Source organism: Methylobacterium mesophilicum SR1.6/6 (genome assembly GCF_000364445.2).
Taxonomy (GTDB): Bacteria; Pseudomonadota; Alphaproteobacteria; order Rhizobiales; family Beijerinckiaceae; genus Methylobacterium; species Methylobacterium mesophilicum_A.
The window spans coordinates 2,811,644-2,837,097 of sequence record NZ_CP043538.1 but is presented as its reverse complement, the minus strand read 5'-3'; the positions used below and the strand labels follow the sequence as shown (position 1 = coordinate 2,837,097).

The window sequence follows — 25,454 nt, the reverse complement described above, 5'->3', positions numbered from 1 at the left end:
ACAGGCGGGATGTCCGTGTCCGACAAAACCCTCAGCGCAGAATACCTAGCCCGATCACGCCGACGGCGATCAGGTAGATCGCCACGATGTAGTTGAGCAGTCGCGGCATCACCAGGATCAGGATCCCGGCGAGAATTGCTATGAGCGGCTGAAGGTTCGAGATTGTGATGGTCACGGGCGCCTCCTCTGGCCAAGCCCAGCCGTGGGTCGCCGTCGTCCCTAGGCGTTGGAGGTTCCCTGAAGCTGACCAGGCGTGGGGCGGCCGGCGATGACCGGCCGCCCCACGCCTCTGGATTGGTCAGGGCTTCGTCGGCTTCGGTGTCGGCGTCTGCGTTCCCGGGATCGGGTCCTTCGCCTCGCCGACGGGCAGGCTCGCGGAGATGGTCGGGTGCGCCAGCTCCGGATAGGGCTCGATCACGTTGGTGCCGTTGAGGGGCTTGTTGGCGCCGTTGTGACAGGTGGCGCAGTTGATCTTCGGTGCGTCCCCGAGGGCGCCGAGGCGGTTCCGCGGGAAGGTCGACGTCAGCGGCGTCATGTAGTCCTGGTTGAGTTCGCGCACCATGCGGATGCCGTACCAGGCATGGACGCGGTTCGGCGTGCTGGTATCCCACTGCGCCACCGATCGGGTGTTGTGGCAGAAGGTGCAGTTCACACCCAGCGACTGGGACATGCTGATCATGATCGCGAAGGTCTTCTCCGCGTCCTGGATCGGCTTGCCTTTGGTCTCGGGCAGCGCCGTGGTCGCGTTGACCCGCACCGCGTCCTCCGATGTGTCCTTGTACTGGTAGAAGGCTTGGTAGACGTCGTAGGGCAGCGAGGTATTGCCGACCTCCGCCGAGGCGATGTTCTGGCTGTTGTTGCGCGGGATGAACTTCCCGGCACTCTGGACCGGATGGTCGAACCAGATGTTGGCCGGAACCGGATTGCCGCGGTGGCAGGTATAGCAGGTCACGCCGGCCTGGTGGACGTGGTTCTCCTTCCAGGACGAGTTGATGTACTGGGTCATCTGGAGCATGCGCCGCGCGACGCGCTTCTGGTACAGCTCGTCGGAGGCCATGTTCTCGGTGCTGTGGCAATACGTGCAGCCCTGCTGCGGCGCGACCCACTCGGTGATCGATACCATCAGTCGGTTGAACTGCTCGGCCGACAGATCGCCGAGAACCTGCACGTTCTCGTAGACGGCGGAGGCCTTGTCGCCCCCGGCGTCGGCGGGGTCGGCCGGGGCCGGTGCCCGGTTGGCCTCCGCCAGCGCCTCGTTGCCGGCCCGGGTCCGGATCAGATCCATTCCGGTACCGCGGAAGCCGGTCTGCTTGGCCGCCATGGGCGGATGGGTCCAGCCCGCGCCGCCGAACATCGCGATGGTGAGGAACAGCGCCAGCGCCCCGCCGACGACCGCCAGAACTGTCTTCATGACGGCCTCCTTACGGCTTCATGCCAGGTGCGAGATGGGCGGGATCCACGATCGGGCCGTAGACCTGCGGATAGGCGGGGGCCACGTGGTGCTTGACCGCCCAGAGGTACCAGTTGTCGACCACGGTGCCGGTGAGCAGGATGCCGATGCCGCCCGTGAGCGTCGTGAGGACCGCGAACCACCACGCCCAGCGGTGAACCGACTCCATCGTGGCGTTGAAGCCCATGGTCCAGCGCCAGAACAGCGCGGCCCGCTCGGTGGCCGTGCCGCGGTCGACGATCTGGTCGATCTCGCGCTCGGCGCCGTAGCGTGAGCAGGCCAGGATGGTCCCGCCGTGCATCGCGAACAGCAGCGTCGACCCGTAGAGGAACGTGATCGAGAGCATGTGGAAGGGGTTGTAGAACAGGTTGCCGTACCGGAGCGAGAACGCCGCCGTCCAATCGAGGTGCGGGAAGATCCCGAAGGGCACCGCCTCCGACCAGGAGCCCATCAGGACCGGGCGGATGAAGCCCAGGACGAGATAGAGCCAGATCGCCGACGCGAAGGCGTAGGGGACGTGGAGCCCGAGGCCCAGGGCCCGCGCCCGCCGGTAGAGGTGCACCCACCAGAGCAGGATCGAGGTGGTGAGGAAGAAGCCGGCGATCAGCCACCAGCCGCCCTCATTCAGCGGCGGCAGCACCTTCAGGCCGTATTTCGGCAGCGGCGGCTCCAGGGCCAGCCACGGCAATTGCCGCACGAACTGGACCGGATCCCAGTTCACCGAGGCCCACATGTTGAGCCCGATGATCTCGAAGGCGATCACCCCGCAGGTGATCGACAGGGCCGCGACGTAGCCGATGTAGATCGGCCCCACCTGGCTGTTGCCGAAGAGTCCGAACAGGTAGCTGTTGAACGGCCGCCCGACCCGGTGCTCCGTCTGGACCGGCACGCCGTAATCCGGGTCCACCGGGCGGACCTGCGCCACCGTGAAGATGTTCTGGTAATAGGCCATGGCCTGCCCTCCCCCGGAGTGCCGCGCCCGCAGGCGGCGGCGACCCGTGTTATTGGTGCCCTCTCGTCCGTAATCCGCCCGTCACCGCCAGACCGGCAGGTTCAGCCACCAGCCCCACCATTGCGGCCAGCCCCGGGTCCAGAACGGTCCGCTGATCACGATGCAGACCGCGCTCCAGAACCCAGCCGACAGCGCCAGGAACAGACCGAGCCGGTGGATGCCGAGCGTACCGATCGAGTAGCCGATGGAGTCGCGGAAGAACGTGTCCTCGTGCTCCGGCGTCTTGACCGTCTCGCCCTTCTTCGGGTTCGTCGCCGAGAGGATGAGGCCGCCGTGCATGGCGAGCGCGAGCGTCGTCGTGAAGAAGAACGTCACGGCCAGCATATGCGCCGGATTATAGTGGAAGTGGAGGTACTGATATCCGGTGTTCGACACCCAATCGAGGTGGCTGAGAATACCGTAGGGGAAGCCGTAGCCCCAGGCGCCCATCAGGAACGGCCGGATCACCACCAGAGTGAAGTAGGCGAAGATCGCCATGCCGAAGGCCGCCGGCACGTGGTAGCCGATGCCGAGCTTGCGGCAGATCTCGACCTCGCGCAGTGCCCAGGACACGAACGAGCCCAAGGCGCAGAACGTGATGATCTGCCAGAGCCCGCCCTCCTTGAGGGGCGCAAGCTTGAGCCCGTAGCTGATGTCGGGCGGTGCTATGTTGATCTGCCAGATGTTCCAGGTCGGCCCGATCGCCGCGCCATAGATCACCAGTGCGGTGCCCAGCACCGTGAAGAACATCCCGACGACGCCGAAGAAGCCGACGAAGAACGGCCCGACCCAGAAGTCGAACAGGTCGCCGCCCAGCAGCGTACCGCCGCGGATCCTGTATTTGCGCTCGAAGCTCAGCATCGCCATAGCGGCGGCTCCTCACTCAGGCCGGAGAAGGAAAGGGTGACCGCGGCCCTCGCGCGCCGCGGTCCGGGCCGGCGGTCAGGCCGGCAACTGTGGCAGGGCGAGCGTGATGGCGTTCGCTGCCTTGTTGGTCTTCGGACCTTCCAGCCAGTTGAACCGGTCGGTCGAGAGCAGGATGAAATGGATCAGCAGCGCCAGGATGAAGAGGAAGGTGAACAGAGCCACCAGCGTGCGCCGCGGATCGAACAGCAACCAAACCTTGTGCATCCGATCCTCCTCAGCCGATCATCGTGACGAGGGCGCGGGCCGCATCGGTCACGCCATCAAGCGAAGCGTAGCCCTGCGGTCCGGGAAGCCAGGGGCGCCACAGCCAGACAAGGATGTGGGCGACCACGGCAATCGCCGTGAAGATGAGGAAGCTGGTCAAGAAGATCGCGTGGAACTCCTTGGCTTCCGGTTCCGTCAGCCCGGATAGGCTGCTCGGTCTTTCTGTACTGACGGGTCCACTCGCCATCGTTCAGACCTCCGTGTGTTGGCCGCGCCTCTCGCGAAGCGCGACGGGTTCAGCCGTGATGCCTCGCGGCGCTCACGACCCGACTTCCCCCGCGTCACCGGACGGAAGTGTCTCGTTCAGGGGCGTCAGCCCATGAAGGCGAAGGGGATCGCCTGAACCGCCATCGCGCGCGCCTCGCCGAAGACCGATCGGCGCGCCGGCGCGAGGCCCGGCCGGGCCATCTCACGGGCGGGCTTGAAGCGGTTCAGCGTCGCGGCGACGAGGAAAAACGGGTAGGTCGCCGTCAGGATCAGCCGGAACTGGAACGCTTCCTGATGCTGGCGGCCGGTCGGGACCATCGTTCCCATCGTCAGGTCTCCTCTGGGTGAAACGGGAAGACGGGTCATGCCGGGATCCCCCCGGCGAGATCGGCCCGGGCCCGCGCCACGTGGGCGGGTGCGACGGCACCGGATTCGGCATCGCGGGCGGCGCGCTCGGCGGCGTCGCGCAGGCGCTTGGCGGCGGAGATGCGAGCGAGGACCGGCTGCGCCTCGACAAGGGCGTCGAGCGCTTGCCGCGCGGCCTCGTCCCAGGGCAACTCGGCGTGACGCCGGGCCGGGGTTGCCTCGACCTTGTCCATGTCGCGGGCGAGCGGAAGGATATGGAAGAGGGTGTCGAACAGGGCGTTGCAGACCTCCTGCACCAGGTAGGTCGCACCCGCGTAGCCCATGAACGGCGTGCCGGTGTGCCGCCGGATGATCGCGCCGGGGAACGAGGCCGGCACGTAGGTCGCCCGGGCCCCGCATTCGGCGAGGTACATCCGCTCGTTGAACGAGCCGAAGAGCACCAGCGGCGGCTTGGCGGCGATGGCCGCGCGGATCGCCGCGTTGTCGGGCTTCACGCCGGCCGAGCGCCCGAAGGCGAAGTGGCAGGGCAGCCCCATCTCGTCTTCGAGGAAGTGGCGCACGCCCCGCGCGTAGGTCTCGGTGGCGGCGATGCCGAAGCTCGCGGTCCCGAAAAAATCCTGCGTCACCGACCGCCAGAGATCCCAGACCGGCTTGATCGTGGTGTGGCGCTCGCGCTCGATGAACGGCTCGGGATCGAGCCCGAGGATCTCGCCGAGCGAGCGCAGGAACTTGGTGGTAGAGAGGATGCCGATCGGCGCCTGCAGGTAGGGCCGCTCCAGATCCTCGCAGAGCAGGCGGCCGAACTCGCGGTAGAGGCAGATATTGGCGTCGGCGTTGACGAGTTTGGGCACGTCGGCGAGGTGCGAGCCCAGCGGGAAGGTGAGGTTCACCTCGGCGCCGATCCCCTCGACCAGCCGGCGGATTTCGGCGAGATCGGAGGGCATGTTGAAGGTGCCGTAGGCCGGGCCGATCAGGTTCACCCGCGGCTTCTCGCCGGGCTTCTTCTCCGGCCGGGCCGGGATGCCCTTTTTGGCGAACTTCTTGGCGCCGTATTCCTGCCAGAGCCAGCGCATGGCCCGGTCGGCCGCCTGCCACTGGTCCTCGTCGATGGTCCGCGGCAGGAAGCGCTGGAGGCCCGTGCCCTCGGGGGTGACGCCGCCGCCGATCATCTCGGCGATCGAGCCGGTGACCACGACGCTGGGTTGGCCCGGATCGAGGGTGGCGTGGGCGCGCTTCATGGCACCCTCGGTGCCGTGGCGGCCGAGTTCTTCTTCCGCCAGACCCGTGACGACGATCGGCAGTTCGTGCGGCGGCAGCGCGTCGGTGTAGTGCAGGACCGAGGTCACCGGCAGGTTCTCGCAGCCGACGGGACCGTCGATGACGACCTGCAGGCCCTTGATCGCCGTGAAGACGTAGACCGCGCCCCAGTACCCGCCGGCCCTGTCGTGATCGAGGATCAGCATCACGCCATCTCCCCGATCGGCTTCTTGGGACCCTCGATCTTCGGGCCTGGGCGGCGCTGCGGCAGCTCCTGCCAGACGCCCGCGGCATGGCCGGTGCCGACCCCCTCGAAGAAGTCGCGCATCGCGTCGAACCGCGCCCTGTTGCCGAGCGCCGCGTTGATCACGGTGGCGAGCGACCCGGCGCCCGCCGCACCCATCAACGGGCGCGCCGAGATCAGGTTGGTGAAGTAGAGCGCCGGGGTGCCGCGCTCCTTGGCCCGCTGCACCACCGGCGTCGTGCCGATGGCGAGGTCGGGCTTCAGCGACTCGAGGGCGTAGAGGTCGTCTTCGAGGGAGGCCCGGTAGCGCACCGCGGTGCCGCGCGCCTCGAGCCAGTCGCGATCGGCGTCAGACCAGGGCGTGCGCGGGCAGGCGGTGCCGACATACGGCACCTCGGCGCCGCTCTCGACGAGGAGGCGCGCCACCAGCAGCTCCGATCCCTCGTAGCCCGACAGCGTGATCCGGCCCTTGATCGGCATCGCGCCGAGGGCCCCGCGGATGCCGGGCAGGATCTTGTTCTTGGCCGCCTCGACGGTGGCGCGCGCCACTCCGCAGGCCTCGCCGATCCGGTCGAGCCAGTCGGCAGTGCCGTCGACGCCCACGGGCGCCGAGCCGACGATCGGCCGGCCCGCCGCCTCGAACTCGCGGATTGAGGCCGTGTAGAACGGGTGGATCGCCGCAACGGCCGCGCAGTCGAGGGCGGCGTAGAGCTCGCGCCACTCCCGGGTCGGCACGACCGGCCCGGCGGATAGCCCGAGCGGCTCCAGGAGCGACCCGATCACCACGGGATCGGCCGGGAATACCTCGCCCAGGAGGGCCACGCTCGGGCGCTCCGAACGGCCGCCGCGGGGCGCCGCGACCGGGCCCTGCTCGGCCTCCCCGCGGGCGACCTTCAGCATGGCGCCGGCCAGCACATCCTTGGCCTCGGCATGGGTCGGCACGCCGAACCCCGGCACGTCGATGCCGATCACCCGCACGCCGTCGATTTCTCTTGGCAGGAGGCGGAGCGGGACGCCGGAGGCAGTCGGGACGCACAGGTTGATGACGACGACAGCGTCATAATCCTCTGGCTTCGCGGTGGCGTGGACCGCCTCGCGGATGTCCTCGAACAGCTTGCCGGTGACGAGCGTTTCCGAATTGAACGGCACGTAGCCGACGCTGCGCTTCGCCCCGTAGAAGTGCGACGTGAAGGTGAGCCCGTAGACGCAGCAGGCCGATCCGGAGAGGATCGTGGCGGTCCGGCGCATGCGCAGGCCGACCCGGAGCGAGCCGAAGGCAGGGCACATGCTCTGCGGCTGGTCGTGCGGACCCTGCGGGTAATCTTCGCGCAGCTGCGCTAGGGTCTCCGACATCCCGGCAGCTTCCGCGGCCGCCACCATCGCGTCCTTGCCGGCGTGGCAGCCGAGCCCGTCCGCCTGCGCGGCAGCGAGATCGACGTTGGCCGGCGCCTTGCGGGCCCGCAGAGCGGCGATGTCGAGGGAGGCGGCCATGCGCGTCAGACCTCGTCGTAGACGACTTCGAGGGACGGCTTGGCCACGTGGGCGACTCCACACATGTCCTCGTGGGTCGCCGGGACCAGCACCACGTCGCGGCCCGTGGTCTCGCTGGAGAACAGGCCGAGCAGCCCGTCCTGCGAGAGCGGCGTCGGGCGGTGCGGCGCGGCCTCAGCGACGTTGGCGGCGAGTTCCGAGAACAGGGCACCCCAGCACCCGTCCGGCTTGCCGATGATCTCGTAGTTGGCGCTCTTACGGCGGATGTCCTCGTCGGCCGGGATCGAGGCCAGGACCGGGATGCCGGCTGCCTCCGCGAAGGCCTGGGCCTCGCCGGTGCCGTCGTCCTTGTTGATCACGAGGCCGCCGACGCCGACGTTGCCGCCGAGCTTGCGGAAATACTCGACCGCCGAGCAGACGTTGTTGGCGACGTAGAGCGACTGCAAGTCGTTCGAGCCGACGACGATGACCTTCTGGCACATGTCCCGGGCGATCGGCAGGCCGAAGCCGCCGCAGACGACGTCGCCGAGGAAGTCGAGCAGGACGAAGTCGAAGCCCCACTCGTGGAAGCCGAGTTTTTCCAAAAGCTCGAAGCCGTGGATGATGCCGCGACCGCCGCAGCCGCGCCCGACCTCGGGGCCGCCGAGTTCCATGGCGTAGACGCCGTCGCGCTTGAAGCAGACGTCGCCGATGGCGACCGCCTCGCCGGCGAGCTTCTTCTTGGTCGAGGTCTCGATGATGGTCGGGCAGGCCTTGCCGCCGAACAGGAGCGAAGTGGTGTCGCTCTTCGGATCGCAGCCGATCAGCAGGACCTTCTTGCCCTGCTGGGCCATCATGTAGCTGAGGTTTGCCAGCGTGAACGACTTGCCGATGCCACCCTTGCCGTAGATCGCGATGATCTGCGTCTCCTTCTTCGCCGGCGCGGTGGCGACGGCGTCCGGCTCGATCGCGGCCTCGGCGCGGAGCTGCGCGGCCTGGGACAGGGCGGCTTTGTTCAGCTGAACGTTCACGCGGCGTCCCTCCAGTCGAGGATCATCTTCAGACAGGCGGGATCGGCGAAGGCGGTACGGTACGCGTCCTCCGCTTCCGCCGCCGGCGCCCGGTGCGTGATCAGCCCGTCGAGGGAGAGACGCCCGCCATCGATCAGCATCGTCACGGCGGCGAGGTCCTCCGGCCGGAACTCGGCGGAGATCCGGATCCGCGCCTCGCGCATGAAAGCGGGCGGGAACGCGAAGCTGAGTGACGCTTCGTAGAAGCCCGCGAGGACGATCTCGCCGCCCGGTGCCAGACGGGCGATCAGATCGTCCAGGCCCGCGCCGTTCCCGCTCACGTCGGTGATCGTCAGGTAGTCGCGCCGGGAATCATCCTGCGGCGCCAGGACCGCGTATCCGTGATCGCCCGTCGTCCGCGCCGGGTCGGTCTCCCAGACCGTGGGCTGCGCGCCGGCCGCCTGCGTGAGCCGGGCGAGCAATCGACCGAGCACGCCGTGCCCGACGATCAGCGGCGTCGCGCCGGGCCGGAGGCCGCCCAGGGCGCGATAGGCCGTCGCCGCCAGCGCGAGGAGGCAGGCTTGGTCGCCGAGGGCCGCATCGACCGGGACGAGCCGGGCAGCCGGTGCGATGAGGTGCGAGGCGGCTCCGCCGAACAGGCCACGGACGGGACCGAAGCAGCGCGCGCCCGGGACGAACACGGCCTGCCCTTCCCGGACAGTGCCGGCGGCATCCGCCTGGATGACCGTCCCGACCGACTCATAGCCGGGTACCAGCGGGTAGCCCATGCCGGGAAACGGCGGCATCCGGCCCGACCAGAGCAGCCGCTCCGTCCCGGTGCTGATCCCGCTCCAGGAGACGGCCACGACCGCGTCGGTCTCCGCAGCCGGCGACAGAGCCAAGCGCTGGAGCGCGAGGTGCCTGGGGCTGTCCAAAATGACGGCGAGAGCATCCATGGCTGGAACCATCCGCCTTCCAATGAGCGACTCTCCGTCTCTTGAGCCGCTGAGTGTCATCCTAGATAGACACATGTCAGCGTCAAGATACACTTACATCAAAGAGCCCGTTTTTTGGGCGTGAAGCACGCGCGTGAGCAGAGGACGACGGGTCCGAAGCTCCTTGACCCACGCGAAACCGGCGGTCCTGAGCATGCCTTGAAGCTCCTCCGAACGGCGCGGGCGTCCGGACCCCATCGCCAGAAGGTAGAAGCCGAAATAAGCGTCCCCGACCGGCTCGGCGCCGGGCGTGCCCGCCATGGGCTCGGCGAGGAGTAGCGATCCGCCGGGCGGAAGCGCCGCGTGGGCGGCTTGAAGAAGCGTCAGGGCCGGCTCGTCATCGTGGTCGTGAACGATTCGGACCAAGGAGATTGCGTCGGCGCCGGTCGGCAGTCCGCCATGGAAATCACCGCCGTGGCAGGCGATCCGACCCGCGAGACCGGCTCTTGCGAGACGGGCCTCGGCACGTTCGGCGACCGCGGGGAGATCAAACAGGGTCATGCCCAGGCGAGGGTGGCGGTGCGCGACCGCCTGCAGGAAGGCACCCTCCCCGCCGCCCACATCCATCACGTGGCGGAACCGCGCGAGATCGCAGGCGTCGAGCACATCCTCGGCGATGAGCGCCTGAGAGGCTCCCATCAGACCGCTGTAGGGCGCGACCGTTCGGGCGTCACCGGTCTGTCCGGCGGCGTAGGGCCAGTAGGCGGCGAGCCGGGTAGGCTGGGCGTGACCTCGCAGAAGCGCCACCGGGTCGGCCAGATCGGCGTAGAGCAGCGCGTGGTGCTCCACCATCGCGGCGACGCCGGGATTGCCGACCAGGGCGGCGCCGAGATCGGCGAGACCGAACCGGTCGCCGGAAACCATCCGCAGCAGCCCCAGCGATTCGGCTGCCCGCAGCAGGCGGCGCGCATTCTCGGGAGGCAGATCGAGGCGTCGCGCCAGCGCGTCGACCGAGAGCGGGCCTTCGGCCAGGACCGCGAACAGGTCCAGGCGGATGCAGGCCGTCAGTACCTGCGCGTAGACGAAGCCCGCGCAGAGGTCGAACAGTGCCCGCGTGTTGCGGCGGGCGATCCGGCGGGTCAGCGGGAAGCCGGCCGCCCAACGCTGGAAGCGCGGGCTGGCCACGAGCCGGTTGCGCCACGCGAGCCAGCGATCCGACCAAGCGGACGGTGCCGGCGGGACCGTGCCGGCTTCGGGAAGCGAGCCGGCGCTCAGGCCACCACCGCCCGCAGGCTCGCGGGCAGGAAGAGCCGCGCCTGCGCCTCGATCTCGGCGGTCAGCTCGGCGGCGCCGGGACAGTCCGGGATCGCCGAGACAGCTTCGCGCGTCAGGCGCGAGAGGCGGTCCAGCGCGCCGCCCGTGCCGAGCAGAGCGGCGGCGTTGGGCCGGCCCAGGGTGGCGTCGCGTCCCGCGGGCTTGCCGATCTCTTCCTGGCGGCAGGCCACGTCGCGCAGGTCGTCGGCCACCTGATAGGCCTCGCCGAGGCACTCGCCCAGCCTGCGCCAGGGCTCCGGCTCCGCGCCCGCCGCGGCGGCGCCCGCGACTGTCGCGGCGGCGAACAGCGCCCCCGTCTTGGCCTGCTGGTAATCGCTCAGGCTGATATGCTCTTCCGATTCCCAGGCCTGCCCCGCAGCAATGCCGGCGGGTGAACCGGCCGCCCGCCCAAGCAGGCCCACCAGCCGGATCAGCCGCCCAGGATGGAGGCCGGCCGCGCGGGCCACGGTCTCGAAGGCGAGAACGATGAGGGCGTCGCCCGCCAGGACGGCGATCGGCTGGCCGAAGGCGACGTGAACCGAGGGCTTCTGTCGGCGCATCGCGGCGTCATCGAAGCACGGCAGGTCGTCATGGACCAGGGACGCGCAGTGCAGGAGCTCGATCGCCGCCGCGGCGGCCTCGGATCCGGCGGGATCGTCGTCGCCGCAGGCGCGGGCCACCGACAGGCAGAGGCGCGGACGGATGCGATGGCCGCCGGGAAACACCGCGTATCGCAACGCCTCCGCCAGAATGGGCGGCGCACCCGGTGCTTCCGCGTGGGCGACAGCGCGGTCCAGCGCCATCTCGATTCGTCGGCCCGACTCCATCGCGCTGCTCCCCGTGTTGTTTGCGGTTGTCAGCAATAAGTGTCATTTCTTATTGACACTTCTGCGTTCGGAGATCAATCCGGTCCTTGGGTAGAGCGTGGGGCCGGCGTGGCGCAGGAGCGCGTCATCGTGATCGGAGCGGGGATCGGCGGCCTCGCCGCCGCGCTTCGGCTTGCCGATGCAGGACGCGACACGCTGGTCCTCGAACGGGCGCCGCATCCCGGCGGCAAGATGCGCAGCATCCCCGTCGGCGACTGCAGGATCGAGGCCGGGCCGACCGTCTTCACCATGCGCTGGGTCTTCGAGGCGCTGTTCGCCGATTGCGGAGAGCGATTCGCGGAGCACGTCGTCCTCGCGCCGACCCAGCTCCTCGCCCGGCACGCCTGGAGCCGGGACGAGCGACTCGACCTGTTCGCCGACATCGAAGCCTCGGCGGCGGCGATCGCGGAGTTCGCGGGGCCGCGGGAAGCCGACGGTTACCGGCGGTTCTGCGCGCGGTCGGCGGAGGTCTACCGGACGCTGGAGGGGCCGTTCATCCGTGAGGGGCGGACGAGCCCGGCGGGGCTCGCCCAGCGGGTCGGGCTGTCGGGCCTCGGCGATCTGTGGCGGATCCAGCCTTTCGCCACCCTGTGGTCGGCGCTCGGAAGCTTCTTCCGCGATCCGCGCCTGCAGCAACTGTTCGGCCGATACGCCACTTATTGCGGCGCCTCGCCCTTCACCGCACCGGCGACGCTCATGCTCGTCGCCCATGTGGAGCAGGCCGGTGTCTGGACGGTCGCGGGCGGCCTCAGCGCCCTGGCGCGGGCGGTGGCCGATCTTGCGGCAGAGCGGGGCGCCGTGTTCCGCTACGGCGCGCAGGTGGAGCGGATCCTCAGCGAGCAGGGCCGCATCGCCGGCGTCCTGCTGTCTGACGGCGAGCGGATCGCGGCCGACCGCGTCGTCTGCAACGCCGACTGCGCCGCCCTGGGAGCGGGACTGCTCGGGCCGGACACGGCTGCCGCCGGCGAGCGGCTGACCCCTGGGGAGCGTTCCTTGTCCGCCTTGACCCTCTGCGCCGCGGCGACCGCGCGGGGCTTTCCCCTCGCCCACCACACCGTGTTCTTCTCGCGCGACTACCGAGCGGAGTTCGACGCCATCCTGCGGGCGCGCCGCCTGCCCGAGGATCCGACCGTCTATGTCTGTGCTCAGGATCGGAGCGAGGCGGCCTCTCCGCCCCAGGGACCGGAGCGCCTCCTGATGCTCGTCAATGCCCCGGCGGACGGCCGGGAACGCCCTCTCACGCCGCCGGAGATCGAGACATGCGCGAGGAACCTGTTTCGCCGGCTGGAGGCCTGCGGGCTAACCCTGGAACCAACCTCGCCGCCGGTGACGACGACGCCGCGGGATTTCGAGAGCCTCTTTCCAGGGACGGGGGGCGCCCTGTACGGCCGGGCGGCCCAGGGCTGGGCGGCGACCTTCAAGCGGGCCGGCGCGCGGACGGCGGTGCCGGGCCTGTACTTGGCGGGGGGCTCGGTGCATCCCGGCCCGGGCGTGCCGATGGCGGCGCAGTCGGGACGGCTGGCCGCGGCGGCGATCCTGGACGACCACGCTTCGACAGCCCGGTCGCGCAGGGCGGCTACGCGTGGTGGTACGTCGACGCGGTGAGCGACGATGGCCGGCAGGGCCTCACCATCATCGCGTTCATCGGCAGCGTGTTCTCGCCCTATTACGGGTGGAGCGCCACGAAGGACCCCTTCGCTCACTGCGCCATGAACGTGGTGCTCTACGGCGACCGCAGCCGCTTCGCCATGACCGAGCGCCGCGCCGCCAGCCTGTCGCGCAGCGCGGACCACATCGCCGTCGGCCCCAGCGTGATGCACTGGGACGGCACTGCGCTGACGGTGCGGATCGACGAGCGGGGCGCGCCCCTCCCGCACCGGATCCGCGGCACCGTCCGACTCGAACCGCGCGGCTTCACGGGCGGCCCGTTCCACCTCGACCGGGCCGGGCGCCATCGCTGGTGGCCGATGGCGCCGTCCTCGCGGGTCGAGGTGGCGTTCGATCAGCCGGGCCTGAGCTGGAGCGGCAGCGGCTATTTCGACACGAACGACGGCGACGAGCCGCTCGGTGCCGCCTTCGCCCGCTGGACGTGGTGCCGGGCCGACCTGCAGGACGGCGCCGCCATCCTGTACGACGTCCAGCATCGGGAGGGCGGCGGCCAGAACCTGTCGCTGCGGTTCTCCAGCGACGGCAGCCGCCGCGAGATCCGGCCCCCGACCGCCGCGTCCCTGCCGGCGACGTCGTTCTGGCGCATGGGCCGCGAGACCCGCAGCGACGACGGGCGCGCACGGGTGCTCGCCACCTACGAGGACACGCCGTTCTACGCCCGGTCGCTCCTCGCCTCGACGCTCTGCGGCGAGCCGGTCCGGGCGATGCACGAGAGCCTGTCGCTGGACCGGTTCCGCAACCCGCTGGTGCAGTTGATGCTCCCATTCCGCATGCCGCGTCCGCTGGCCTGACGCGGGCCGGGAGCGCCGGTTCCAAAGGGTTACAAGCGGAGCGCCGACCGAGCCCGCCACCCCCGTCCTCGAGCGCGGGAAGCCATCCAGAGTCGCCACGTTGTCCGTTGTCGCGCGGCTCCGAAACTCTTCGCTCCTCCCGCGAAGCCAGCGCGCGCTCTCTCAGCGGCCGGTTCGCGTCCGACAGACGGGCCCTCCAACGCTGACCCTCACCACTGGCCGCCGACGTCACGGCTCAGGTTTGCTGCAGAACACGGCTTGTGCGAGACGGCGGCGGCTGCGATCCTCGCGCCGTCAACCAAGGCGGTCATTACTCGATGCGCGTGGACGAGCCGGCATTCGCCTCCCGCGTCCTGATCTACAGTCACGACACCTTCGGGCTTGGCCACGTGCGCCGCTCGCGGGCGATCGCCAACGCCATCGTCTCAGGTGACCGCGGCGTGCGGGCGATGATCGTGTCCGGATCGCCGGTGATCGACCGGTACGCCTTCGCCCCCGGCGTGCGCACGGTCCGGCTGCCACCGGTGACCAAGATCCCGGACGGCAACTACGCCAGCCTCAATCCGGCCGTTCCGCTTGCCCGGACCGTGGAGCAGCGAACGGCGGCCATCACCCGTGCCTGCGACGCGTTCCGGCCCGACCTGATCCTCGTCGACAAGGAGCCCGCCGGCTTTCAGGGCGAGCTGATGCCCGTCCTAGACGGCGCCGCAGCGCGCGGGATCCGACTGGTTCTCGGCCTGCGCGACGTGCTCGACGATGCCGACCGGCTCGTCCCGGAGTGGGAGCGCAAGGGTGCGGTCGAGACCATGGCGCGCTTCTACGATGAGATCTGGGTGTATGGCCTGAGCCGCATCCACGCGCCGCTCGCGGCGCTGCCGATGGATCCCGAGATGGCCGCCCGGATCGACGCGCGCCTGATCTACACGGGCTACCTGCGCCGAGAACTGCCGGAACCCCGCGCCGGGCGCGAGGAGCCCGCCATGGCGGACGGGCCGTTCATCCTCGTGACCCCGGGCGGCGGCGGCGACGGGGCCGCGCTGATCGACTGGGTGATCGCCGCCTACGAGGCCGATCCGGGCATCCCCCTGCCCGCGCTGATCGCCTTCGGGCCCTTCCTCGACGCCGCAACCCGGGAGCGCTTCACCGGCCGCATCCGCGCGCTCGCGGGTCGGATCGCCGCCATCACCTTCGACAGCGAGATCGAGTTCCTGATGTGCAAGGCGGCCGGCGTCGTGGCGATGGGCGGCTACAACACCTTCTGCGAGATCCTGTCCTTCGACCGGCGCGCCGTCCTCGTCCCGCGGACCGAACCGCGCCGGGAACAGGCGATCCGCGCGCTGGCGGCCGAGCGGCTCGGCCTCGTGCGGGTCCTGATGGAGGCCGAAGGGCGGACGCCGGAGCGCATGGCCGCGGCGCTCCGTGCCCTGCCGGACCAGACCGAACCGTCCCGGGTTTTGGTCCCAGGCCTGCTCGACGGGCTCGATGCCGTGGCGCGGCGGGTGCGGGCGCCGGCGGGCGTGGGCGCCAGCCAGCCGTCATTGCGGGCAATCTCGTGACGAACGGCCGGATCGCCGTCGTGCTCAAGGGCTATCCGCGCCTGTCGGAGACCTTTATCGCGCAGGAGATCCTGGCGCTGGAGCGGCTGGGCCTGCCGCTGGAGATCTGGTCCCTGCGTCGCCCGACCGACCGCGCCCGGCATCCCATGCACGGGCAGATCCGCGCGCCGGTCGCCTACCTGCCGGAATATCTCTACCAAGCGCCGCTGCGCGTGCTGCGCGGTCTGTTCGCAGCCCTTCGCCGCCCCCGGCTCCCGGCGCTGCTCGCGCTGTTCGCCCGCGATCTCCGGCGCGACCCCACGGCGTCGCGCCTGCGCCGGCTGGGACAGGCGCTGGTGCTCGCCCGGGAGCTACCCGCAGCCGTCAGCCACATCCACGTGCACTTCCTCCACACGCCCGCGAGCGTCGCCCGCTACGCTGCCCTGCTGACCGGTCGCGGCTGGAGCTTCTCGGCCCACGCCAAGGACATCTGGACGACGCCGGACTGGGAACTGGTCGAGAAGCTCGGCAACGCCGCCTGGGGGGTGACCTGCACGCGCGACGGCCTCGGCCGCCTGAACAGCTTGGCCCCCGGCCGGACGCATCTCGCCTATCACGGCCTCGACCTCGATCGCTTCCCGTCGCCGCCTGAGCGTCGAGACCCGCGCGACGGCAGTGATCCCGAGGCGCCGCTCCGGCTGATCTGCGTCGGACGACTTGTCGCCAAGAAGGGGCATGACGACCTGTTGAAGGCCCTCGCCGCCCTGCCTGCCGGGCTGCACTGGCGCCTCGAACTGATCGGCGGCGGGGAGCTTCGACGCAGCTTGGAGGCACGCGTGCGGGACACCGCCCTCGACCACCGCGTCGCCTTCCTCGGGGCGTTGCCGCAGCCCGAAGTGGTGGCGGCGATGCGCGCGGCGGACCTGTTCGTCCTGCCGACCAAACCCGCTCCGGGCGGCGATCGGGACGGGCTGCCGAACGTGCTGATGGAGGCCGCGAGCCAAGCCCTGCCGATCCTGGCAACCGCCTTCGCGGGCACGCCGGAATTCATCGCCGACGGCGTGCACGGCATCCTCGTTCCGCCCGGAGAGCCCGCGGCTCTGGCCGGCGCCCTGGTGCGCCTCGCGCGGGATCCGGCGCTGCGTCAGCGCCTGGGCGATGCGGCGCGGGCGCGACTCGTGCGCGACTTCTCGGCGGGGGCCGCCGTCGCGCTGATCGCGGCCCGGCTGCGGATCTCCGCGGGGCTGCCGGAACCGGCCGAAGCCGGCGAGACGGAGCTGACCGCGTGCGCGTCCTGATCGCGGTCACGCATCTCCTCGGTGCCGGGCACCTCACCCGGGCCGCAGCGCTCGCCCGGGCCTTCGCGGGCGCCGGCCACGACGTCGTGCTGCTGTCGGGTGGGGCGCCGGCCCCGATGGTGCGCCTCGACGGCGTCCGACTCGTGCAGCTACAGCCGGTGCGGATCGCCGGCACCGATTTCGCGACGCCGCTCGGCCCGGACGGTGCGCCGGCGCATCCGGATCTGCTGGCGCACCGCTGCGCGCAACTGATCGAGGCGGATGCGGCCTTCTCGCCCGAAGCGATCATCACGGAGCTGTTTCCTTTCGGACGGAGGGCGCTCGCGGCCGAGTTTCTGGCGCTGGTTGAAGCGGCCCATGCCCGCAGCCCCCGTCCGCTGGTGCTCGCCTCCGTGCGGGATATTCTCGTCGCCTCCGCGAAACCTGAACGCATCGCGCAGGCCCATGCCCGCCTGTCGGCGCTCTACGATGCCGTGCTGGTGCACGGCGACCCGGCGCTCGTGCCCCTCGACGCGTCCTGGCCCCTCGACGCCGCCGCTTCCGGCTTGATCCGCTACACCGGCTACGTGGACGAGGGCACGCGCCCGCTGCCGGCCGCCCGGCGCTCCGGCATCGTGGCGGCTGCCGGGTCCGGTCCGGCGGGGCTTGAACTCTTGCGCGCCGCCGCCGAGGCGGCGCGGCGCCGGCCGGAACTCGGCTGGCGGATCCTGGCTGGACACGGCGTGCCCGAGCCGGCCCTGGCGGATCTGTCGCGGGATCTGCCGGACGGCCTCGTGACGCGGGCGCGACCCGACTACAGGAGCCTGCTGGCCGGTGCCGCGCTCTCGGTGAGCCAGAGCGGCTACAACACCGCGACGGATCTCCTGGTCACCGGGACACCGGCCGTGCTCGTGCCCTTCGAAGCCGGGGGCGAGACCGAACAGAGGTTGCGGGCCGAGCGGCTCGCCGGCCGCGGCCTCGCACGGGTGCTGGCTGAAGCGGACCTGCACACCGAATCGCTCCTCGAGGCCGTCGATGCGCAGCGGACGGCGCGCTTGCCGGCGCCTCACGGGATCGATCTCGACGGAGCCGGTCGCTCGGTGCAGATCGTCGAGGACCTGCTGGCCGGGCGCAGATCCCTGGGACGACGGCCCGCTGCCGAACGGTCCGGCCTCGACGTCGTCCGCACTGCCCTCGACGCGGCTGCGTCACGGGGCCGGGCCGTCCCGTTCCTCTGGCGCGACGACGACGCGGTCACGGCCACGCCGGCCCTTGACCGGCTGATCGGCCTCGCCGACCGGCACGCCGTCCCGCTCCTCCTGGCCGCGATCCCGGCCGGGATCGAGCCCGCGCTCGGGCAACGGCTCGAAAGCGCGAGCCTCGTGAGCGTGGCGGTTCACGGCCTCGCGCACCGCAATCATGCGGCGCCCTGCGAGAAACCGGCGGAATTCGGCGCCCACCGGTCCCTCGACGCGCTCCGGGCCGACGCCGCCGCCGGGCTGCGTATCGCCCGGGACCGGCTGTCGGAGGCGGCGCTCATGCCGATCTTCGTGCCGCCCTGGAATCGCCTCGCACCGGCGCTGACGGCCGTTCTGCCGGAACTCGGCTACGGTGGCCTCTCGGCGATCCCCGGGCCGCCGGTGTCCGGCCTGCGCCGGTTCGACGCCACCCTGGATCCGATCGACTGGCGCGGCACGCGCTCACTGCGGAACCCGGAGGTGCTGCTGCACGGTCTCGCCGAGACGATCGCAGGCGGGCGCCCCATCGGCTTGCTGACCCATCATCTGGTGCACGACGCGGCGATCTGGAGATTCGTGGACGAACTGCTCACGGTCCTGCTCAAGCATCCGGCGGTACACGCGCTAAACTTTCGTCGCCTGTTCCGTCCTGTCCCGGTGGACACTGGTGCAGCACCGTCTAAGTCTCCGGGTTCCCAGATCGCGAGGACTGGTTGAGCGCCCTGCTGTCCATCCGCGACCTTGCCGTCGCCTTCCGCACGGAGACCGGACCGTTCGAGGCGCTGCATGGCCTGTCCCTCGACGTGCCGCGCGGGCGCACCCTTGCGCTCGTCGGCGAGTCCGGCTCCGGAAAGTCCGTGACCGCGCAGGCGATCCTGCGGATCCTGCCGCCCTCGGCCGCCATCACCCGCGGCCAGATCCTCTTCGCCGACGGCCAAGCCGAAACCGACATCGCCCGCCTTCCGGCGGAGGGACCGGCGATGCGTGCGATCCGCGGACTGCGCATCGCGATGATCTTCCAGGAGCCGATGACCTGCCTCTCGCCGCTCCACACGATCGGTGACCAGATCGGCGAGGCCCTGCGCATCCACACCGGTGCGGACCGGAAGGAGGCCGATGCGCGGACGCAGGAGGCGCTTGCCCGGGTCGGCTTCCCGGACCCGCACCGGGCGCTCCGGACCTACCCGTTCGAGCTGTCGGGGGGGCTGCGCCAGCGTGCCATGATCGCGATGGCGCTGATCCTGAAGCCCGCCCTGCTGGTCGCCGACGAGCCAACCACCGCGCTCGACGTCACCACCCAGGCGCAGATCCTCGCCCTGCTGGCCCGCCTGCAGGCGGAGACCGGCATGGCGATCCTGCTGATCACGCACGACCTCGGCGTCGTCGCCAACATCGCCCATGACGTGGCGGTGCTCTATCGCGGCCGCCTCGTAGAGTCGGGGCCTCGCGACACGGTGATGCGCGCACCGGGCCACGCCTATCTTCGGGCACTGCTGCACGCGGTCCCGCGGTTCGACATGGCGCCCGGTGAGCGGCTCACCCCGATCCGCCCGGCGCGGGCCGAGATCCCGCCCGCCCGGGCGCTCGCGCCCCTGGCCGGACCGCTCCTTCAGGTCGAGGGGGTGAGCAAAACCTTCACCTTGCGCGCAGGCCGACTGTGGCAGAAGCCCCGGCTCGTCCATGCCGTCTCGGACGTGTCGCTGAGCCTGAAGGCCGGCCAGACCCTCGGCCTGGTGGGTGAGTCCGGCTCGGGCAAGACCACCGTCTCGAAGATGATCATGCGGGCGCTGGAACCCGATTCGGGCCGGATCCTGTTCGACGACGGCTCCGGGCCCCAGGACGTTCACGCCCTGAGCGGTGATGCCCTCTTCGCCTTCCGGCGCACGGTTCAGTTCGTATTCCAGGACCCTTACGCCTCCCTGGACCCGCGCATGACGGTGCGCCAGATCCTGTCTGAGCCGATGGAGATCCACGGTGTCCCGGCGGCGGAGCGGCGGGAGCGCTGCCGGGCCCTGATGGCGATGGTCGGCCTGGAGCCGGCCGGACTGGCCCGCTACCCCCACGCCTTCTCGGGCGGCCAGCGCCAGCGGATCGGCATCGCCCGGGCACTGGCCGCCAAGCCGCGCCTCCTCGTACTCGACGAGCCGGTCTCGGCCCTCGACGTCTCAGTCCAGGCGCAGATCCTCAACCTGCTGAAGGATTTGCAGGCCGCGCTGGGCCTCTCCTACCTCATCGTGTCCCACAACTTGGCCGTGATCGACTACATGGCGGATACGATCAGCGTGATGTGCCGGGGCCGGATCGTCGAGGAGGCGCCCCGCGCCGCCCTGTTCCGCCGGCCGGTCCATCCCTACACGCGGGCGCTGCTGGCGGCCGTGCCGGATCCCAGCCTGGACCATCCCCTCGATTTCGCGGCGGTCACGGGCGATCAGAACGATCCGACCCGCTGGGCGCCGCCCTACCGGCTCGGGCCCGATGAGGCCGGGACCATGCGGGCGATCGAGTCCGGTCACCGGGTCCGCTTGGGCGGCGCGCAGGCCGCGGAGGCCGCCTGATGCAGCAGCGCCCGCCCGTGATGCTTGAGCGCCTGCGGCGCAAGGTGCTGTCGCCGCTGTTCGACCGGCTCGGCTACGACCTCGTGCCGGCCGCCTCCGACTGGAGCCACCGGCCGACCTCCCCGCGCGAAGTCGCGACTCTGCTGGAATCGGCGGCAGCGATCCTGACGCGCGACCTCGCCGCCGCCGGTCTGGAGCCGGACGGCGACGTGCTCGCGCAGGTTCGCGCCTTCTGGGACCTGATCCCCGACGCGCCGGTCCGGCAGCGCCGGGGCGGCAGCGGCTTCAACGGCGCGCTGCAGCTCTATGTGGCGTTGCGCGCGCTGCGGCCGGACACCGTCATCGAGTCGGGTGTCTTCCGCGGCCTGACCACCTGGGTGATCCGCCAGGCCCGCCCGCAGGCCCGAATCTTCTGTCACGACCCGGACCTGTCGGGACTTCAGTACCGAGATCCACAGGCCCGCTACAGCACGGCCGATTGGTCGACCGCCGACTGGTCAGGACTCGATCCCGCCGTCACGGTGGCGTTCTTCGACGATCATGTCGCCCAGGGCCGACGGGTCGTCGAGGCACAGGCCCGCGGCCTGACCCGGCTGCTGTTCGACGACGACGCGGCCGGCCACCGGATCCACGCCCATGGCGGCCCGGCCCATCCGACCATCGCGATGATCACCGGTCCGGAGCGCAGCCCGGAGCCGATCCGCTGGACCCGCAACGGCCGTCACTTCGAGCAGCCGGCCGACGACGCGCTGATGCGACGGGCCGCCGGTCTGATCGCGCGCTCGCACGCCTTCGACGATCTGCACCGGGCCACCGGATATTCGCCCGCGCGGCTCACCTCCGTCACGTTGCGGGGCGAGCCATGAATGGTTCGGACGAGCGCGCCGGTTTCTCCCTTCTTCGACGAGCCAGGCGGGACAGCGGCGTCTCCCGCCGCGCATTGCTCGGGGGCCTCGGCGTCGCTCTGCTCTGGCCCCGCCATGGCCGAGCGGACGCCGACGTTCCCGGGCCGCCCACCACCCCCTTCGTCGCCGACCTCGCGGCGCGGGGCCGGAAACTCGGCGCGGCGGGCGGAACCATCCGCACGCTGATCGCCAAGGCCCGCGACACCCGCTATCTCTCGGTCTACGGCTACACCCGCCTCGTCGGCTACGATTCCGACCTGAAGCTGCGGCCCGACGTGCTGGAGCGCGTCGATGTCGAGGGGGGTCGCTTCACCTTCACGTTGCGCGACGGCCACCGCTGGTCCGATGGACACCCGTTCACCACCGAGGATTTTCGCTACTTCTGGGAGGATGTGGCCAACGACAAGACCCTGAGCCCCGAGGGTCCGCCGGCCTTCCTCCTCGTGGACGGCAAGGCTCCGCAGGTCGAGTTCCTGGACGGGCGGACCGTCCGCTACACCTGGGAACGGCCGAACCCGATATTCCTGCCGGCGCTCGCCGCGCCGCGCGATCCGCTGATCTATCGGCCGTCGCACTACCTTAAGCCATATCACGCGCGCTACGTCGGCAAGGAGGCGGCCGACGCGAAGGCCAAGGCGCTGAAGCTGCGCAGCTGGGCAGCCTTACACAACCGTCTCGACGACAATTACGAGCTGAACAACCCCGATTGCCCGACCCTTCAGGCCTGGGTGCCCCGCACGCGCTCGCCTGCCACGCGGTTCCGTTTCGAGCGCAACCGCAGCTACCACCGGGTCGACACGGCGGGCACGCAACTCCCTTACGTCGATTCCATCGTGATGGACGTGGCCTCTCAGGGCCTGCTGGTCGCCAAGACCAACGCGGGCGAGGCAGACCTCATGTTCCGCGGCCTGTCCATGCCCGACATCCCGAGCCTGAAGGAGGGCGAGAAGGCGCACCGCTACCGCACCAACCTGTGGCCGGTGGCACGGGGATCGGAGATCGCCCTCTACCCGAATCTCACCACGCAGGATCCCGTCCTGCGCGCCCTCAACCGCGACGTCCGGTTCCGCCACGCCCTGTCGCTCGCCCTCGACCGGCGAACGCTCAACAACACGCTGCTGTTCGGCCTCGGCACCGAGGGAAACGACACCATCGTGCCGGAGAGCCCGCTCTTCTCGCCGGAACTGCGCACACTCAACGCCAGCTACGACCCGGCCCAGGCCGCGCACCTGCTCGATGAGGCGGGGCTCGATCGCCGCGACGGGTCCGGCACCCGCCTGATGGCGGACGGGCGGCCGCTGGAGATCGTCGTGGAGAGCGACGGCGAGGCCGAGATGGTGCTCGACGCGCTCCTGCTCATCACCGAATTCTGGCGCGAGGTCGGGATCCGCCTCATCACCAAGCCGCAGGAACGCACCAATCTCCACCGGCGCTCGATCGCCGGCCTCACCGTCATGGTCGCCGCCCAGGGGCTCGACCTCGCGGTGCCGACCGCGATCATGCCGCCGACGGAACTCAGCCCGGCGCAACCCGAGCATTATTCCTGGCCGCTCTGGAGCCTGAACGTCGAGAGCCGCGGCAAGAGCGGCCAACCCTGCGACGTCCCGGAAGTCCGCCAGCTCCTCGACCTCGACCGCCAGTGGCGCGACACGAACGATGCCGAGACCCAGGCTTCGATCTGGCGCGCCATGCTGATGAACCACGCGCAGAACACCTGGGTGATCGGTACGGTCGCGGGAGCGCTCCAGCCGGTGGTCGGCGCGGATCGCCTGATCAACCTGCCCAAGCGCGCCCTCTATTCCTGGGAGCCTACCGCGATGATCGGCGTGCAGCGCCTCGACGAGATGTTCTGGGATAAGGGCGCCGACTCGCGCGCGGAGGCCCGGTGATCGGCCAGATTATCCGGCGCGTGGTCACCATGGCGCTGACCCTCGTCGTCATCTCGGCGCTGGTCTTCATCATCATCAAGCTGCCGCCGGGCGACTACCTAACCAACCGGATCATGGAGCTGCGCGCCACCGGGGACGCGAGTTCCGTCGCGAAGGCCGAGCTGCTGATCCGGCAATATGGCCTCGACCGGCCGGTCTGGCAGCAATACCTGATGTGGATCGGCGTCATGCCGGGCGCCGCCGGCTTTTCCGGCCTGCTGCAGGGGGATTGGGGCTGGTCGTTCGAGTACGACAAGCCGGTGGCCGAGGTGGTGGGCGACGCCCTGTGGCTGACACTCCTGATCAACCTGACCGCCGTGATCTTCGTCCACGTCGTGGCGATCCCGGCGGCGATCTACTCGGCGACGCATCGGCACACCGCCGGAGACGCCGTGGTGACCCTGCTGGGCTATGTCGGCCTCGCAGTCCCGGGCTTCCTCCTGGCGTTGATCCTGCTGTTCTACGCCAACCGCTGGTTCGGGCTCTCCATCGGCGGCCTTTACGATTCGGCGCTGACCAACCAGCCCTGGACCTGGGAGAAAATCCGGTCGCTCCTCGCGCACCTGATCGTGCCGACCCTCGTCATCGGCCTCGGTGGCACGGCGGCCATGATCCGGCGCATGCGCGCGAACCTGCTCGATGAACTTGCAAAACCCTACACGGTCACGGCCCGTGCCAAGGGCCTGCCGCCGACGCGGGCCCTGCTGAAATACCCGTTCCGGATGTCGCTGAACCCGTTCGTGGCGGATATCGGCAACCTGCTGCCACACCTCGTCTCGGGATCGGTACTGGTGTCCCTGGTGCTGAGCCTGCCCACGGTCGGGCCGCTGCTGCTGGAAGCCTTGCGCAGCCAGGACCAGTTCATGGCCGGCTTCATCCTGATGTTCGTCGCCGGGCTGACGCTCGTCGGCATGCTGATCTCGGATCTGACCCTGGTCTGGCTCGATCCGCGAATCCGCATGGGACTGCGATGATCGGACCCGCGATGACCGATGGGAGCCCCGTAGCCGGCCACTTCGTCGATCCGGCCCCCTTCGAGCCGGAGTCGCGGACCGAAAGCCCGGTGGGCTCGGCCTCGGCGTGGCGGCTGATCCTGCGCAAATTCCTGCGTCATCGCCTCGCCGTAGCCTCGGCGCTGATCCTGCTCGCGCTCTACGCGACGGTACCGTTCGTCGAGTTGCTCGCCCCGTACGGCCAGGCGCGGCGCAACGGCGACTTCCTCTATGCCCCGCCCCAGGGCGTCCACCTGTTCCATGAGGGGCAGTTCGTTGGCCCGTTCGTCTACCCGTACCGCGCCCATCTCGACCTCGACACCTTTCGCCGTAACTACGTGGTGGACGGTGCCAGCCCGCAGCCTCTGCGCTTCTTCTGCCGCGGCGACGGCTACGATTGGCTCGGGCTCGTCCACACGGACCTGCACATCGTCTGCCCGCCGGAGAACGGCACGCTTTTCCTGCTCGGCACCGACAAGCTCGGGCGCGACCTCTTCTCCCGCATGGTCTACGGGGCCCGGATCTCCCTCACCATCGGCCTCGTGGGCGTCGCGATCTCCTTCGTCCTCGGGCTCTTCTTCGGAGGAATCGCGGGCTATTTCGGCGGAATCACCGACACCGCCGTGCAGCGGCTGATCGAGGTGGTGCGCTCCTTGCCGGAACTGCCGCTCTGGTTGGCCCTGTCGGCGGCGCTGCCGCCGAACTGGAGTCCGCTGCTGATCTTCTTCGGCATCACGGTGATCCTCGGCCTGCTCGACTGGCCGGGCCTCGCTCGCGCGGTGCGCGGGAAGCTGCTCGCGCTGCGCGAGGAGGATTTCGTGCAGGCCGCCGAGCTGATGGGCGCCTCCCCGGCGCGGGTGATCGGACGCCACCTGATCCCGAACTTCATGAGCCATCTGATCGCCTCGGCGACGCTGTCGATCCCCACCATGATCCTCGGTGAGACCGCCCTGTCCTTCCTGGGCCTCGGCCTGCGGCCGCCGGTAACGAGCTGGGGCGTGCTGCTGAACGAGGCGCAGAATCTGGCGGCCGTGCAGCTCTACCCATGGTTGCTGCTGCCGGTGCTACCCGTGCTGGTGACGGTGCTGGCCTTCAACTTCATGGGCGACGGGATGCGGGATGCCGCGGATCCGTATCACTGATCGGAGCGGCCGGAATGATCCCCACGACAACCGGTGGATGAACTGAAGCTCACTCGGTAGACAAATTCGTCATTCCGGGACTGCGAAGCAGGGCCGGGAACCCAGGACCGCAGCCTGTTACG

The 25,454-nt window shown here is 70.2% G+C and carries 23 protein-coding genes; 10 read left to right on the top strand and 13 right to left on the bottom strand.

Annotated features, from left to right (window positions below; all coding sequences use genetic code 11):
- Positions 1–31 precede the first annotated feature (31 nt).
- The 13 genes from MMSR116_RS13490 to MMSR116_RS13430 all read right to left on the bottom strand — a co-directional run bounded on the left by MMSR116_RS13490 (position 32) and on the right by MMSR116_RS13430 (position 11,262).
- A complete protein-coding gene (locus MMSR116_RS13490) occupies positions 32–175 on the bottom strand; it encodes a DUF3096 domain-containing protein (RefSeq protein ID WP_010682614.1) in 144 nt (47 codons plus the stop codon).
- A 123-nt stretch (positions 176–298) separates the two neighbouring features.
- Entirely contained in the window at positions 299–1,411 is a 1,113-nt protein-coding gene (pufC, locus tag MMSR116_RS13485; protein ID WP_010682615.1) for a photosynthetic reaction center cytochrome PufC, read from the bottom strand.
- Between the two features lie 10 nt (positions 1,412–1,421).
- Positions 1,422–2,402: a photosynthetic reaction center subunit M gene (pufM, locus tag MMSR116_RS13480; RefSeq protein WP_010682616.1), complete on the bottom strand. Its 981-nt coding sequence runs from the start codon at positions 2,400–2,402 to the stop codon at positions 1,422–1,424.
- A gap of 81 nt (positions 2,403–2,483) precedes the next feature.
- Positions 2,484–3,308: a photosynthetic reaction center subunit L gene (gene pufL / locus MMSR116_RS13475; RefSeq protein WP_010682617.1), complete on the bottom strand. Its 825-nt coding sequence runs from the start codon at positions 3,306–3,308 to the stop codon at positions 2,484–2,486.
- Between the two features lie 75 nt (positions 3,309–3,383).
- Positions 3,384–3,572 carry a light-harvesting antenna LH1, alpha subunit gene (gene pufA, locus MMSR116_RS13470; protein WP_010682618.1) on the bottom strand — a complete coding sequence of 63 codons (189 nt, stop codon included), beginning with the start codon at positions 3,570–3,572 and terminating at the stop codon, positions 3,384–3,386.
- A gap of 10 nt (positions 3,573–3,582) precedes the next feature.
- A complete protein-coding gene (gene pufB, locus MMSR116_RS13465; RefSeq protein ID WP_010682619.1) occupies positions 3,583–3,819 on the bottom strand; it encodes a light-harvesting antenna LH1, beta subunit in 237 nt (78 codons plus the stop codon).
- A gap of 125 nt (positions 3,820–3,944) precedes the next feature.
- Complete coding sequence (locus MMSR116_RS13460) at positions 3,945–4,166, bottom strand: hypothetical protein (RefSeq protein WP_010682620.1); 222 nt, start codon at positions 4,164–4,166, stop codon at positions 3,945–3,947.
- 35 nt (positions 4,167–4,201) lie between these two features.
- Positions 4,202–5,668 (bottom strand): chlorophyllide a reductase subunit Z, encoded by a 1,467-nt coding sequence (gene bchZ / locus MMSR116_RS13455; protein ID WP_010682621.1) that lies wholly within the window; start codon positions 5,666–5,668, stop codon positions 4,202–4,204.
- On the bottom strand, positions 5,668–7,197 hold the full coding sequence (gene bchY / locus MMSR116_RS13450) for a chlorophyllide a reductase subunit Y (protein ID WP_010682622.1): 1,530 nt from the start codon (positions 7,195–7,197) through the stop codon (positions 5,668–5,670). The genes bchZ and bchY overlap by 1 nt, the downstream gene beginning before the upstream one ends.
- A gap of 5 nt (positions 7,198–7,202) precedes the next feature.
- Positions 7,203–8,207: a chlorophyllide a reductase iron protein subunit X gene (locus tag MMSR116_RS13445; RefSeq protein ID WP_010682623.1), complete on the bottom strand. Its 1,005-nt coding sequence runs from the start codon at positions 8,205–8,207 to the stop codon at positions 7,203–7,205.
- On the bottom strand, positions 8,204–9,142 hold the full coding sequence (gene bchC / locus MMSR116_RS13440; protein ID WP_010682624.1) for a chlorophyll synthesis pathway protein BchC: 939 nt from the start codon (positions 9,140–9,142) through the stop codon (positions 8,204–8,206). The genes MMSR116_RS13445 and bchC overlap by 4 nt, the downstream gene beginning before the upstream one ends.
- A 93-nt stretch (positions 9,143–9,235) precedes the next feature.
- Positions 9,236–10,396: a methyltransferase gene (locus MMSR116_RS13435; RefSeq protein WP_039892592.1), complete on the bottom strand. Its 1,161-nt coding sequence runs from the start codon at positions 10,394–10,396 to the stop codon at positions 9,236–9,238.
- On the bottom strand, positions 10,393–11,262 hold the full coding sequence (locus tag MMSR116_RS13430; RefSeq protein ID WP_010682626.1) for a polyprenyl synthetase family protein: 870 nt from the start codon (positions 11,260–11,262) through the stop codon (positions 10,393–10,395). Before MMSR116_RS13430 ends, MMSR116_RS13435 begins: the two co-directional genes overlap by 4 nt.
- 108 nt (positions 11,263–11,370) lie before the next feature.
- On the opposite strand from MMSR116_RS13430, the gene crtD reads away from it, so the two are divergent.
- The 10 genes from crtD (at position 11,371) to MMSR116_RS13380 (ending at position 25,332) form a co-directional block, all read left to right on the top strand.
- Positions 11,371–12,906: a 1-hydroxycarotenoid 3,4-desaturase CrtD gene (gene crtD / locus MMSR116_RS13425; RefSeq protein WP_039892332.1), complete on the top strand. Its 1,536-nt coding sequence runs from the start codon at positions 11,371–11,373 to the stop codon at positions 12,904–12,906.
- Positions 12,903–13,760, top strand: coding sequence for a carotenoid 1,2-hydratase (locus MMSR116_RS13420; RefSeq protein ID WP_010682628.1), 858 nt, complete (start codon positions 12,903–12,905; stop codon positions 13,758–13,760). The genes crtD and MMSR116_RS13420 overlap by 4 nt, the downstream gene beginning before the upstream one ends.
- Before the next feature lie 317 nt (positions 13,761–14,077).
- Positions 14,078–15,316, top strand: coding sequence for a glycosyltransferase family protein (locus MMSR116_RS13415; protein ID WP_010682629.1), 1,239 nt, complete (start codon positions 14,078–14,080; stop codon positions 15,314–15,316).
- A complete protein-coding gene (locus MMSR116_RS13410; RefSeq protein ID WP_010682630.1) occupies positions 15,313–16,593 on the top strand; it encodes a glycosyltransferase family 4 protein in 1,281 nt (426 codons plus the stop codon). The genes MMSR116_RS13415 and MMSR116_RS13410 overlap by 4 nt, the downstream gene beginning before the upstream one ends.
- A complete protein-coding gene (locus tag MMSR116_RS13405; protein ID WP_010682631.1) occupies positions 16,581–18,527 on the top strand; it encodes a glycosyltransferase in 1,947 nt (648 codons plus the stop codon). Before MMSR116_RS13410 ends, MMSR116_RS13405 begins: the two co-directional genes overlap by 13 nt.
- The gene (locus MMSR116_RS13400; RefSeq protein WP_010682632.1) at positions 18,524–20,365 is read left to right on the top strand and encodes an ABC transporter ATP-binding protein; all 1,842 of its coding nucleotides are present in this window, start codon (positions 18,524–18,526) and stop codon (positions 20,363–20,365) included. Before MMSR116_RS13405 ends, MMSR116_RS13400 begins: the two co-directional genes overlap by 4 nt.
- The gene (locus MMSR116_RS13395; protein WP_010682633.1) at positions 20,365–21,231 is read left to right on the top strand and encodes a hypothetical protein; all 867 of its coding nucleotides are present in this window, start codon (positions 20,365–20,367) and stop codon (positions 21,229–21,231) included. The genes MMSR116_RS13400 and MMSR116_RS13395 overlap by 1 nt, the downstream gene beginning before the upstream one ends.
- Positions 21,228–23,159 (top strand): ABC transporter substrate-binding protein, encoded by a 1,932-nt coding sequence (locus MMSR116_RS13390; RefSeq protein WP_010682634.1) that lies wholly within the window; start codon positions 21,228–21,230, stop codon positions 23,157–23,159. The genes MMSR116_RS13395 and MMSR116_RS13390 overlap by 4 nt, the downstream gene beginning before the upstream one ends.
- Positions 23,156–24,172, top strand: coding sequence for an ABC transporter permease (locus tag MMSR116_RS13385; RefSeq protein ID WP_010682635.1), 1,017 nt, complete (start codon positions 23,156–23,158; stop codon positions 24,170–24,172). The genes MMSR116_RS13390 and MMSR116_RS13385 overlap by 4 nt, the downstream gene beginning before the upstream one ends.
- A complete protein-coding gene (locus tag MMSR116_RS13380; RefSeq protein ID WP_432419896.1) occupies positions 24,169–25,332 on the top strand; it encodes an ABC transporter permease in 1,164 nt (387 codons plus the stop codon). Before MMSR116_RS13385 ends, MMSR116_RS13380 begins: the two co-directional genes overlap by 4 nt.
- Positions 25,333–25,454 lie beyond the last annotated feature (122 nt).